This is a genomic window from Streptomyces cinerochromogenes, assembly GCF_014648635.1.
GTDB classification, from domain to species: domain Bacteria; phylum Actinomycetota; class Actinomycetes; order Streptomycetales; family Streptomycetaceae; genus Streptomyces; species Streptomyces cinerochromogenes.
Map to the genome: position 1 here is coordinate 543714 of NZ_BMRM01000002.1, position 12200 is coordinate 555913.

At 72.2% G+C, this 12200-nt stretch carries 10 protein-coding genes and 1 pseudogene; 5 read left to right on the forward strand and 6 right to left on the reverse strand.

What is annotated here, in order from left to right; translation table 11 throughout:
• Positions 1-5: 5 nt before the first annotated feature.
• Positions 6-1937 carry a serine/threonine-protein kinase gene (locus tag IEZ20_RS06305; protein ID WP_189295203.1) on the reverse strand — a complete coding sequence of 644 codons (1932 nt, stop codon included), beginning with the start codon at positions 1935-1937 and terminating at the stop codon, positions 6-8.
• 158 nt (positions 1938-2095) lie between these two features.
• Here IEZ20_RS06305 and IEZ20_RS06310 point away from each other — a divergent pair, with 158 nt between their 5' ends.
• The 3 genes from IEZ20_RS06310 (at position 2096) to IEZ20_RS06320 (ending at position 5047) form a co-directional block, all read left to right on the forward strand.
• Positions 2096-3451, forward strand: a complete 1356-nt coding sequence (locus IEZ20_RS06310; protein WP_189295205.1) for an aspartate aminotransferase family protein — start codon at positions 2096-2098, stop codon at positions 3449-3451.
• A gap of 128 nt (positions 3452-3579) precedes the next feature.
• On the forward strand, positions 3580-4275 hold the full coding sequence (locus IEZ20_RS06315) for a GntR family transcriptional regulator (protein ID WP_189295206.1): 696 nt from the start codon (positions 3580-3582) through the stop codon (positions 4273-4275).
• Positions 4276-4396: 121 nt separating this feature from the next.
• Positions 4397-5047 (forward strand): putative DNA-mimic protein, encoded by a 651-nt coding sequence (locus tag IEZ20_RS06320; protein WP_189295208.1) that lies wholly within the window; start codon positions 4397-4399, stop codon positions 5045-5047.
• Between the two features lie 3 nt (positions 5048-5050).
• Here the strand turns inward: IEZ20_RS06320 and IEZ20_RS06325 are convergent, their stop codons facing one another.
• Positions 5051-5287, reverse strand: a complete 237-nt coding sequence (locus IEZ20_RS06325) for a hypothetical protein (protein ID WP_189295210.1) — start codon at positions 5285-5287, stop codon at positions 5051-5053.
• Positions 5288-5454: 167 nt separating this feature from the next.
• Positions 5455-6738, reverse strand: a complete 1284-nt coding sequence (locus IEZ20_RS06330) for an adenylosuccinate synthase (protein WP_189295212.1) — start codon at positions 6736-6738, stop codon at positions 5455-5457.
• 197 nt (positions 6739-6935) lie between these two features.
• Between IEZ20_RS06330 and IEZ20_RS06335 the strand changes: the two genes are divergently transcribed.
• Both IEZ20_RS06335 and IEZ20_RS06340 read left to right on the forward strand, forming a co-directional pair.
• Positions 6936-7784, forward strand: coding sequence for a diacylglycerol kinase family protein (locus IEZ20_RS06335; protein ID WP_189295214.1), 849 nt, complete (start codon positions 6936-6938; stop codon positions 7782-7784).
• A 138-nt stretch (positions 7785-7922) separates the two neighbouring features.
• Complete coding sequence (locus tag IEZ20_RS06340; protein ID WP_189295216.1) at positions 7923-9434, forward strand: APC family permease; 1512 nt, start codon at positions 7923-7925, stop codon at positions 9432-9434.
• Between the two features lie 16 nt (positions 9435-9450).
• On the opposite strand, the gene IEZ20_RS06345 is transcribed toward IEZ20_RS06340, so the two are convergent.
• From IEZ20_RS06345 to IEZ20_RS06355, 3 genes and pseudogenes are all read right to left on the reverse strand, one after another.
• Positions 9451-10671: a cytochrome P450 gene (locus IEZ20_RS06345; RefSeq protein WP_189295218.1), complete on the reverse strand. Its 1221-nt coding sequence runs from the start codon at positions 10669-10671 to the stop codon at positions 9451-9453.
• Between the two features lie 70 nt (positions 10672-10741).
• Positions 10742-11209 carry a hypothetical protein gene (locus IEZ20_RS06350; protein WP_189295220.1) on the reverse strand — a complete coding sequence of 156 codons (468 nt, stop codon included), beginning with the start codon at positions 11207-11209 and terminating at the stop codon, positions 10742-10744.
• 116 nt (positions 11210-11325) lie between these two features.
• Positions 11326-12132: pseudogene (locus IEZ20_RS06355) on the reverse strand (WXG100-like domain-containing protein); the annotation flags it as partial.
• Positions 12133-12200: the final 68 nt, after the last annotated feature.

Sequence of the window (12200 nt, forward strand, 5' to 3'; positions counted from 1 at the left end):
AGCGCTCACTCCTTGCTGTACGTGAGGCTCTCCCCGCCGCCCGCCTTGGCCCGTTTCAGCCGCCCGTCCGGCAGCAGCGTGACCTCGGTGGCCTCGCCCGGGGTGCAGGAGGAGGCCGGTTCACCGGTGGTGACGGTGGACGGCCCGATCTCCAGCGGACCGGCGCCGCCGGGCTCCTCGGTCAGCTCCGCCTCGAAGACGCAGTGGTACGACCCTCCGCCCTCGGCCGGCCCGTCCGCGACCAGCGTCAGCACGGTGTCGCCCACCGCGCCCTGCCGGATGGTCAGTTCGCGGGTGTTGGAGCCGCTCGCGTTGTCGATGGTCGTCCGCCAGGTGCCCAGGTAGGCGTCCGGTACCGCCCCGGCGGTGGAGGCGGAGGGGGACGGGGACGGGTCGGCCTCGGCGGGCGAGGCCGATCCGGCCGGGGAGGCGGAGGTGGCGGTGGGCGCCGGACGGACCGTGCCGTTCCCCTTGTCGTCGGTCGCGCCGCCCTTCTTCATCAGCGCGTACACCGAGCCGCCCGCGCCCAGCGCGACGACCAGCGCTATCACGATGAGCAGCGCGGTGGACCGCCCGTTGCGCCGCTCCGGCTCCGCCGGCACACCGACGGCCGGCGGCCCGTACGGCGGGGTGGAGCCGAGCCCGCCGGCGTAGGGGTGGTACGACGGCTGCCCCGCGCCCCAGTTCCCCGGCTGCTGCGGATAGCCGTAGGCAGCGGCCTGGGGGTGCTGCTGCGGGGCTCCGTAGGGCGGCGCGCCGAATCCGGCGGGCGCCTGCGGGACGCCGGGCGGGGGCTGCACACCGTGCGGCGCGCCGGGCGAGGCGCCCGGCGGGGCGCTCGGCGGGGGCGGAGCCTGGGCGGAGACGACGGTGGGCAGGTGGTTGACGGGTCCGGCCGGCCCGCCGTCGGAGACGGGCGCGTGCTCGGGCGACCCGACCGCACCGCCGTCCCCGGGCACCCCGGCGGCCCCAGCTACCCCAGCCGCCCCCGCGGCCCCGCCGGAGCCGCTCTCCGGGTTCTCCACCTCCAGCAGCTGCACGGCGTGCCGTCCCAGCTGGGCGACCAGCGAACTCGGCAGCCAGGGGTCCCGGGACCGGCCCCCGGTCACGGTGTCCTCCACCCCGGTCCGCTCCAGGATCGCGTCCGGCGAGGGCCGGGACTGCGGGTCCTTGCGCAGGCAGTCCCGGACCAGGTCGGCGATCCCCTCCGGCACCCCCGTCAGATCCGGCTCCTCCTGGGCGATGCGGAACATCAGCGCGTGCGCGCCGCTGTCGGCGTTCCCGAAGGGCAGGGCCCCGGTCGCCGCGTAGGCCAGCACCGAACCGAGGCAGAACACGTCGCACGCCGGGGTGATCCGGTCCCCGCGGACCTGCTCGGGCGCCATGAAACCGGGCGACCCGACGAGCGCCCCGGTGCGGGTGAGTCCCTCCCCGCCGGCGGTCGCCGTCTCCAGGGCCCGCGCGATGCCGAAGTCGATCACGCGCGGCCCGTCGATGGTCACCAGCACGTTGGACGGCTTGAGGTCCCGGTGCACGGTCCCGGTCGCGTGGATGTCCTTCAGCGCGTGCGCGAGCCCCGCCGCCAGGATCCGTACCGACCGCTCGGGCAGCGCCCCGTGGTCGCGCCCGACGACCTGCTGGAGGCTCGGCCCGGCCACGTACCCGGTCGCCACCCACGGCACGGCGGCCTCGGTGTCCGCGTCCAGCACGGGCGCGGTCCAGTACCCCCCGACCCGCCGCGCGGCCTGCACCTCCTGCCGGAACCGCGCCCGGAACTCCTCCTGGGCGGCCAGCTCCTCCCGGACCAGTTTCACGGCGACGGTCCGCCCCCGGTCCGACCGGGCCAGGTACACGTGCCCCATCCCGCCCGCGCCGAGCCGCGCCAGCAGCCGGTACACCCCGATCTGGTGCGGATCCCCCGGCCCCAGCTTCTCCATCCCCGCGCCGCCTTCCCCCCATAGGTCTGCAACGACCGAGAATAGTGCGGTGGTACGACAGCGGCGCTCCCCCGTCGACAACCTGTCGCGGATTCGGGTCGTCCACGGAACAAGACGCCGATATGCCTTCCGCATCGCGGACATTTACCCTCACCGGCATGACCCCTCAGCCCAGCCCCGACGCCGGCACCGCGGTGAAGGCCGCGGACCGCGCGCACGTCTTCCACTCCTGGTCCGCCCAGGACCTCATCGACCCCCTCGCCGTCGCCGGCGCCGAGGGGTCGTACTTCTGGGACTACGACGGCACGCGGTATCTGGACTTCACCAGCGGACTCGTCTTCACCAACATCGGCTACCAGCACCCCAGGGTCGTCGCGGCGATCCAGGAGCAGGCGGCGAAGCTGACCACCTTCGCGCCCGCGTTCGCCGTCGAGGCCCGCTCGGAGGCGGCCCGGCTGATCGCCGAGCGGACCCCCGGCGACCTCGACAAGATCTTCTTCACGAACGGCGGAGCGGACGCCGTCGAACACGCGGTGCGCATGGCCCGGCTGCACACGGGCCGCCCGAAGGTCCTCTCGGCGTACCGCTCGTACCACGGCGGCACCCAGCAGGCCATCAACATCACCGGCGACCCGCGCCGCTGGGCGAACGACTCCGGCTCGAACGGTGTCGTCCACTTCTGGGCGCCGTTCCTGTACCGCTCCCGCTTCTACGCCGAGACCGAGGAGCAGGAGTGCGCCCGGGCGCTGGAGCACCTGGAGACGACGATCGCGTTCGAGGGACCGGGGACGATCGCCGCGATCATCCTGGAGACCGTCCCGGGCACCGCCGGGATCATGGTCCCGCCGCCGGGCTACCTGGCCGGCGTGCGCGAGCTGTGCGACAAGTACGGCATCGTCTTCGTCCTCGACGAGGTCATGGCCGGCTTCGGCCGGACCGGCGAGTGGTTCGCGGCCGACCTGTTCGGTGTCGTACCCGACCTCATGACCTTCGCCAAGGGTGTGAACTCGGGCTACGTCCCGCTCGGCGGTGTGGCCATCTCGCGGGAGATCGCCGAGACCTTCGGCAAGCGTCCCTACCCCGGCGGCCTCACCTACTCCGGGCACCCGCTGGCCTGTGCCGCCGCCGTCGCCACGATCAACGTGATGGCGGAGGAGGGCGTGGTCGAGAACGCCAGGCGCCTCGGGGAGACCGTCGTCGGGCCCGGCCTCGCCGAGCTGGCCGAACGGCACCCGAGCGTCGGCGAGGTCCGCGGTGTCGGCATGTTCTGGGCGCTGGAGCTGGTGCGGAACCGGGAGACCCGCGAGCCGCTGGTGCCGTACAACGCGTCCGGCGAGGCGAACGCCCCCATGGCCGCGTTCACCGCCGCCGCCAAGCGGAACGGCCTGTGGCCCTTCGTGAACATGAACCGCACCCACGTCGTGCCGCCGTGCAACGCGACCGAGGCCGAGCTGAAGGCGGGCCTGGCCGCGCTCGACGCCGCGCTGAGCGCCGCCGACGAACACACCGTGTGACCGTACCGCGGCTGCCGCCGGGCCGATTCGAACGCGTAAGGTGACGTGCTCGTAAGCACAAGGGGACGCGTGTCGACCACGCGTCCGTACGAGTACGTCACCCGGACGTGTGAGGAGAGGCACGGAGCATGCCCGGCAACGGCCCCGTGACGCGCAGCACCCTGCGCCAGCAGATCGCGGACGCGCTCCGTGACGAGGTGCTGGCGGGACGGCTGCGTCCGGGCCGGGCGTTCACCGTGAAGGAGATCGCCGACCAGTACGGCGTCTCCGCCACCCCCGTCCGTGAGGCGCTGGTCGACCTGTCCGCGCAGGGCATCCTGGAGGCCGACCAGCACCGCGGGTTCCGCGTGCCCGAGTACTCGCTGACCGACTACCGGAACATGATCGAGGCCCGCAGCCTGGTCACCGACGGCATGTTCCAAGCCCTCACCACCGGCCACCCCGCCTTCCGTACCCCGCCCGAGGACCCGCGCACGGCGGCGGCCCTGGCGACCGTACGGCGCCGCGGCGAGGAGGCGGCCCGGGCCGCGGCCGCCGGCGACCTCACGGTCCTGGTCGGCTACGACCTGCGTTTCTGGCGCGAGCTGAGCGCCCTCTTCGGCAACCCCTACCTCGGCGACTTCCTGCACCGGCTGCGCGTGCAGTCCTGGGTCTGCGCCGTGCAGCACCTGCTCCGCCTGCCCGACCTGCGTGGCCGTCTCTGGGCGGGGCACACGGAGCTGGTGGACGCGCTCGCCCGGCGCGAGGCGGAGACGGCCCACGCGATCGTCGTCGCCGCCAACTCCCACTCGCTCGCCCTGCTGGAGCACCTGTCCGAGGGGTAGGTGACCGAGTACGGCCGTCGTACCGGCACGAGAGGGGCCGCCCCCGGGCCGTACCGACTACCCTTCCCTGACCACCTGCCGCCGTGCGTGACCACGCGCCTGCCGTACCGAGGAGCCCTCTTTGGCCTGTGACCTGTGGCTGGTACCGCTCGTGGACGTGTTGTGCCACACCCCGGACAACCCCTTCGCCGAGGAACTCGCGCAGTACAACAAGGCGCTGGCCGAGGCCGGCCTGCCGCCCGTCCCGGTGTACCAGTACATGCCGGGCCTGTCCGGCGACGTCGCCCCGGTCGCCGGTTTCGACTACGACGCCCTCCACTTCCTGCGCCGGGCCTACCTGCTCCAGGTCTGCGGCCTGCCGGTGACCCCCGTGGACGAACTGGGCGGGGACTACGAGCAGTTGCTGGAGATGTTCGAGTCGACGGCCCAGCAGTCCCACCTGGTCTGGCACTACGACCACGCGGGTGCCTACGTCCCCGTGGACTTCCCGCACCCGCTCTCGAACGACGAACTCCTCGCGGGCGGCGGCCCGCTGGGCTCCTCGCAGACCCTGCTGCGCGAACTCCAGTACGTCGCCCCGACGATCGGCATCGATCCGGCCAACCCGCCGGCGCCGCCCGCCCCGCCCACGGCCCCCACCGAACTGGAGGAACCGGCCGTCCCGGCGCCCTACGACCCCAGCCCCTTCGCCCGCGAACGCCATGTCTGGCTGGGCCTGCACGCGGCGGCGACCCGCTCGCTGGCCCAGGGCTCGATGATCGTCTTCAGCTGACCCTCAGCCCGGTCCCGTGGCCGGTGCGGCGGGGCGGCCGATGAGTCTGACGTCCGGGGGCCACAGGACACCCGCAGCGAGGAGCAGGGAGGGGCCCAGGTGCACGGGGCACACCTGCAGGGGTGGCCGGTTGTGGCGGGCGACCTCGAAGACCGCGGGGTCGGAGCAGTCCGTGCCGCCGGCCTGGTGGCCCTCACCGCCGTACGGGCCCCGGCATCGTGCGGTCCGGTGGACGCCCATGGGTCCATTGTCCACCGGGCGCGGTCACCGAGGGGCCGTCGTCCACAGGGTGTGGACGCGGAACCGCCCGCCGGCCCGCGCCCGGGGAGGGCGGGACCGGCGGGCGGTGTCGCGAGGTGCCTGTTCGCGCGGGTGCCTGTTCGCGCGGGTGCCTGTTCGCGCGGTGCCTACAGGAACGAGTTGATCTCGATCGTCTCGTCCCGGCCCGGGCCCACGCCGATCGCGGAGATCGGGGCGCCGGACATCTCCTCCAGGGCCTTGACGTACGCCTGGGCGTTCTTCGGCAGGTCGGAGAAGGTCTTCGCCTTGCTGATGTCCTCGCTCCAGCCCGGCAGCATCTCGTAGACCGGCTTCGCGTGGTGGAAGTCGGTCTGGGAGTACGGCAGCTCCTCGACGCGCCTGCCGTCGATCTCGTACGCCACGCAGACCGGGATCTGCTCCCAGCCGGTGAGGACGTCGAGCTTGGTGAGGAAGAAGTCGGTCAGGCCGTTCACGCGGGTCGCGTAGCGGGCGATGACGGCGTCGAACCAGCCGCAGCGGCGGTCACGGCCGGTGGTGACGCCCCGCTCGCCGCCGATGCGGCGCAGCGCCTCGCCGTCCTCGTCGAACAGCTCCGTCGGGAAGGGACCCGCGCCGACGCGGGTCGTGTACGCCTTCAGGATGCCGATCACGCGGCTGATCTTCGTCGGGCCCACGCCCGCACCCGTGCAGGCGCCGCCCGCCGTCGGGTTCGAGGAGGTGACGAAGGGGTACGTGCCGTGGTCGATGTCCAGCAGGGTGCCCTGGCCGCCCTCGAAGAGCACGACCTTGTCGTCCTCCAGGGCCTGGTTCAGGATCAGCACCGTGTCGGCGACGTACGGCTTGATCTGCTCGGCGTAGCCCAGCAGCTCCTCGACCACTTGCTCGGCGGCGATGGCGCGCCGGTTGTAGAGCTTGGTGAGGACCTGGTTCTTGACGTCGAGAGCCGCTTCGACCTTCTGCTGGAGGATCGACTCGTCGTACAGGTCCTGGACCCGGATGCCCACGCGGTTGATCTTGTCGGCGTAGGTCGGGCCGATGCCGCGGCCGGTCGTGCCGATCTTGCGCTTGCCGAGGAAGCGTTCCGTCACCTTGTCGACGGTCACGTTGTACGGCGTGATGACGTGCGCGTTACCACTGATCAGGAGCTTGGACGTGTCGACGCCACGCTCGTTCAGACCGCTCAGCTCGGAGAGCAGGACCGACGGGTCGACGACGACGCCGTTACCGATGACCGGCGTGCAGCCGGGGGACAGGATCCCGGAAGGGAGAAGGTGGAGGGCGTACTTCTGGTCGCCCACGACTACCGTGTGGCCGGCGTTGTTGCCGCCCTGGTAGCGCACCACGTAGTCGACGGATCCACCGAGCAGGTCCGTCGCCTTTCCCTTGCCTTCGTCACCCCACTGAGCACCGAGCAGCACAAGTGCGGGCACGCGCGTACACCCCTTCCGGGCGGGGCATGTCCAAGGTCGGGGGCGTGGGCGTAAGGTTCACCGCCGCGTACCACCGCGACCGCCGTTGGTCGCACAACCGTCGGACCGGATGCCCCGGAATAGACGAAGCCCCTGGCGCAATAGCGCAAGGGGCTCTTGCACAAAGATGCTACCCGAGGAAGCGAGGCAGGACCGAGGTGGCGACTTTCGCGACGTCCGACCAGCTGCTGGTGATCATCGATCCGGCCGCACGGCAGACGGACGGCGAGTCCGTACGCATCGCGAAAGACGTGCTCAGCGCGGGTGCGGCGACCAAGGTGTGCCTGCCGGAGGACCTGGAGGAATTCGCCCGCGCGCTGGGCCGGAGGGGGTCCCGGCGGCCGGTCGTGGTCGGGGACGACCGGGCGCTGGTGCGCGCCGTCACGCTGCTGCACCGGCATCGGGAGCTGGCCGGATGCGCGCTGTCGGTGGTGCCGGTCGGGGACAGTGCGCTCGCCGAGTCGCTCGGGGTGCCCGGCGGGGCGGTGGCAGCGGCGCGGGCGGTGCTGGAGGGCGCCGAGCGACGGCTGGACCTGCTGGTCGACGACAGCGACGGGGTGGTGCTGGGCGCGCTGGGCATTCCGCCGGCGCCGGTGCGGGCGGCCGGGGGGAGCGAGCCGGTGCCCCTCGCCCCGGGCGGGCCCTGGTACCGCTCCCTGGTCCGCACCCTCGCCACCCGTCCGGCCCGGCCCACCCGGCTGTCGGCCGTGCCCGCCCCGGGGACCCGGCTGCGGGTGGAGGTCGACGGGCGGACGGTGGTGGACCTGGACCAGCCGGTGGAGGCGGTGTCGGTGGCGCCGGGCCCGGGCGGGGTGGCCTCGGTGGAGGTACGGCCGCTGTCGGTGGGTGCGGAGGCGACCCCGCTGCTGGCCTCCGGCCGCACGGTGACCGTCATCGGCGAGGCCTTCCGCTACCGGGCGGACGCGGCGGTCTCCGGCCCGGTACGGCGGCGGACGTGGCGGGTGGCGGAGGGCGCCTGGCGGCTCACCCTGCCCGCCACCCACTGACCCGCACCGCCCGACCCGAGGCCCCCCTAAAGGTCTGGTGACACATATTTAACCGTGCCGACCCCTTCCCGGGTGTGTCCTTCGTCCACCATCCTGCTCCATCAGGACCCACGGACCGACACAGGAAGGGGCCACCCGATGGCTGTGGACGAGGGTGTGGCACCGGCGACGGGCGCGGCGGACGGCGAAACGGTTCACCGGCTGAAACCCAACGCCGTAGGGCTGCTCGGGGTGGTGTTCATGGCCGTCGCCACCGCCGCGCCGATCACCGCGATGACCGGCAACGTGCCCTTCATGGTGGCGTCGGGCAACGGGGTCGGGGCACCCGCGAGCTATCTCGTGGCAATGGTCGTCCTGGCAATCTTTTCCGTCGGTTTCACCTCGATGGCGAAGCACATCACCTCGACCGGCGCCTTCTACGGCTTCATCTCCTACGGGCTCGGCCGGACCGTCGGGCTCGCCTCGGGGCTGCTGGCCACCTTCGCGTACGTCGTCTTCGAACCCGCGCTGATCGGGATCTTCTCCACCTTCGCCACGACCACGCTCAGGGACCAGACGGGGCTGCACGTCCCCTGGTGGGCCTTCGCCGTCCTGATGCTCGCCGTCAACGCCACCGGCACCTGGTTCGGGGTCAGCGTCGCCGAGAAACTGCTGGTGGTGCTGCTGGCGACCGAGGTGACCGTCCTCGCGGCCATGGCGGTGTCCGTCGCCCTGCACGGGGGCGGGCCGCACGGCTTCACGTTCGCGCCGGTCGACCCCGTCAACGCCTTCAAGGGGACCTCGGCCGGCCTCGGCCTCTTCTTCGCCTTCTGGTCCTGGGTCGGTTTCGAGTCCACGGCGATGTACGGCGAGGAGTCCCGCGACCCGAAGAAGATCATCCCCAAGGCCACGATGGTCAGCGTGCTCGGCGTCGGCGTCTTCTACGTCCTCGTCTCCTGGATGGCCATCACCGGCAACGGCGAGGCGGAGGCCGTACGCGCCGCCTCCTCCGCCAACCCGCTCGCGATGTTCTTCGACCCCACCGAGCGCTACGTCGGCCACTGGGCCGTCGACGTCATGCAGTGGCTGATGATCACCGGCTCGCTCGCCTGCGGCATGGCCTTCCACAACTGCGCCGCCCGCTACCTGTACGCCCTGGGCCGGGAGGGCGTCCTGCCCTCGCTGCGGGACAGCATCGGGCGCACCCACGCCCGGCACGGCTCCCCGCACATCGCCGGGCTGGTGCAGACAGCCGTCAGCGCGGTGCTGATCGGCGCCTTCTGGGCGGCGGGCAAGGACCCGTACACCGGTACCTACGTCCTGCTCGCCATCCTCGGCACCATGGCGATCCTCGTCGTGCAGGCCGTGTGCTCCTTCGCGGTGCTGGTGTACTTCCGCTCCCACCACCCCGAGAGCCGGCACTGGTTCCGCACCTTCACCGCCCCGCTCCTCGGCGGCGTCGCGATGCTCGCCGTCGTCGTGCTGCTGGTCTCCCACATGGGTGTGGCGGCCGGGCCGGAGTCCGGCTCGCTGGTGCTGAAGGCGACCCCGTGGCTGGTGGCCCTCGTCGCGGCGGCCGGCCTCGGCTACGCGCAGTACCTCAGGCGGCGCTCGCCCGAGCGGTACGCGCTGCTGGGGCGGACGGTGCTGGAGGAGACCAAGGAGCGGTGACGCCCGGGGCGCCCGCTCAGCCCACCTCCACGCGCAGCCCCGACAGTCCCCGGATCACGAAGTTCGGCTTCCGTTCCGGCTCCGCCGCCAGGGCCAGGGTGGGGGCCTGCCGCAGCAGGGCCGTCATGGACGCCGCCAGCTCGATACGGGCCAGGGGCGCGCCGATGCAGTAGTGGATGCCCGCGCTGAAGGAGATGTGCGGGTTGTCCCCGCGGGTGAGGTCCAGGCGGCCGGGGTCGGCGAAGACCGCCGGGTCGTGGTTGGCGGAACCGAAGAGCATGGCGATCTCCGACCCCCTCGGGATCGTCGTGCCGTCGATCTCGATGTCGTCCAGGACCCAGCGTTCGAAGAGCTGGAGCGGCGTGTCGTAGCGCATCAGCTCCTCGACCGCGGAGGGGACCAGACGGTGGTCGGCGCGCAGGGCCGCCAGCTGGTCCGGGTTGCGGAACAGCGCCCACCAGCCGTTCACGGTGGCGTTGACGGTCGCCTCGTGACCGGCGTTCAGGAGCAGCACCGCCGTGGAGATCATCTCCTGCTCGGTGAGGCGGTCGTCCTCGTCATGGGCGGCGATCAGCCCCGAGACCAGGTCGTCGCCGGGCTCCTTGCGCCGGACCGCGATCAGCTCCCGCAGGTACTCCGAGAACTCCACCGACGCCCGGACCGCCTTCGCGGCCGTCTCCCGCGACGGATTCAGCTCGTACATCCCGCAGATCTCCGCCGACCAGGGGCGCAGCTGTCCCCGGTCCGCCTGCGGGATGCCCAGCATCTCGGCGATCACCGCCACGGGCAGCGGCTCCGCCACGTCGGTCAGCAGATCGCCGCCGCCGTCGCGGACCAGGCCGGCCACCAGATCACCCGCCAGCCCCTCGACGTACGGCTTCAGCCGCTCCACCGTGCGCGGGGTGAACGCCTTCGACACCAGGCGCCGGATCCGGGTGTGGTCCGGCGGCTCCAGGTCGAGCATCCCGTGGTCGTTGAGGGTGTGGAACGGCTCGTGCTCCGACGGGGGCGGGGTACGGCCGAACTCCTCGTGGCTGAACCGGTGCCGGTACGTCCGCCCCAGCCGGCGGTCCCTCAGCAGCGCCGCGACGTCCGCGTGGTGCGGGACCAGCCACTGGTCGGTCGGCTCGTACCGGACCACCCGGCCGCGTGCCCGCAGCTCCGCGTAGGCCGGATACGGGTCGGCGACGAACGCCGGGTCCCAGGGATCGAACGCGAGGTCGCTGGAGCCTGCCATGCCGGGACGCTAGCGCGCCGGCCGACGCCTGACCAGGGGGCCCGCCCGCACGGCCCGGGCCCCGCCGGGTTCAGACGACGGGCTCCGTGGTGACCAGGACGTAGTCGTAGTACAGCGGGTCACCCTCCTCGTCCACCGGGTACGCGTAGCTGCTCTGGTTCGCGAGGATCACCTTCAGCTCGGGCAGGGCGTCGAAGCCGAGGTCGTTCTCCTCGATGGTGTGGCCCCGTTCCGCCAGCTGCTCGAAGAGGTCCTCACTCGGCGTGCGGAAGACGTCGAGCCCGTCGAGCAGCACCCGGACGTCGGCGTCCTCCTTCCGGAAACGGACCAGCTCCACTCCGCTCAGCATGCCGCTGCCGAAGCCGAGCACGATGTCCGTCTCGGAGTCGTCGTGCGTGAGGACGATCTGCCCCGGCTCCTCGTCGCCGGCGACGGTCCGGAGCACACCCCACTCCTCCACCGCGGCGCGCGCTTCCCCGACCGACATGCCGAGCCGGAAACGCCCGACGCCGACATGCGGCACCAGTTCCAGTTCCATGTCCACTCCCTCGATCACTCGCCCCGGACCCTCACGCCAGCAGAGCGCTCTCGTCGATGGTCCAGCCTCGCTTCTTGAGCATGTCCTGAAGCGGCTTGTTGTGTTTCAGGCCGGCCACCATCTCCTCGATGTGCCGAGCCCGAGCCGGCCTGGTGCAGTTTGCCGCCGTGGGAGGAGACCTTGCCGGCGCCGTCCTCGAACTCGGCGTGGTCGATCACGGTCCGCTTGCCGGCCCCGGCCCCGGCCCCGTCGCCGCCGCTCCCGCCACCGGCGGAGGCCAGCTGCATGCCGCCGCCGTGCTTGCCGCCCGAGCCGCCCGGGTGAGCGTCGCCCGGCGCCGGAGGCAGCGAGAAGGCGCCGTCCACCAGGTCGAAGACCATGTCCTCGACCATGGCCTCCAGCTTGGCGTTGACCGGCTCGGTCACCCGCGCCACCAGCTCGTCCACGATCCGGTCGGCGGCCTCGTCGATGATCCGTTTGATCGCCTGGCGCATCGCCACGGTCTCGGCCGCACCGATGACCGCGGACAGACCGCCGGTGACGACGGCGAGTCCCGCCGAGATCCCCAGCGAGGCGGCCATCGCACCGAGTTCGATCTCGGCCTTGGTCTTCATCCCGAAGACGATGTCCGCGACCACGTCGCACGCGTCCGCGAACAACCGGGCCAGCTCGGGGACCTTCTCCAGATGCCCCGCCTTCAGGTGGGCCCAGTGCTTCTCCATCGCGTCGACGGCCCAGCCCTGCGAGGAGGACAGGATCCGGGACACCGCCCGATGGGCGTCAGCGCCGTGCCCCTCGAACGTGTCCGCGAAATCCCGCGTGGAGTCGGCCATTTCGCGGTAGTCGTCCTCGTCGACGTTCGGCCAGTTGATCCCGATGAAGTCCAGGATCTCGTCGGCCCATCCGGGCAGAACGTAACCCATCCCCCGTGCGCCTCGTTCGCACGTGCGATCCACGTGCGTGCACCGTCGCACACTAGTCGGCGACAGGC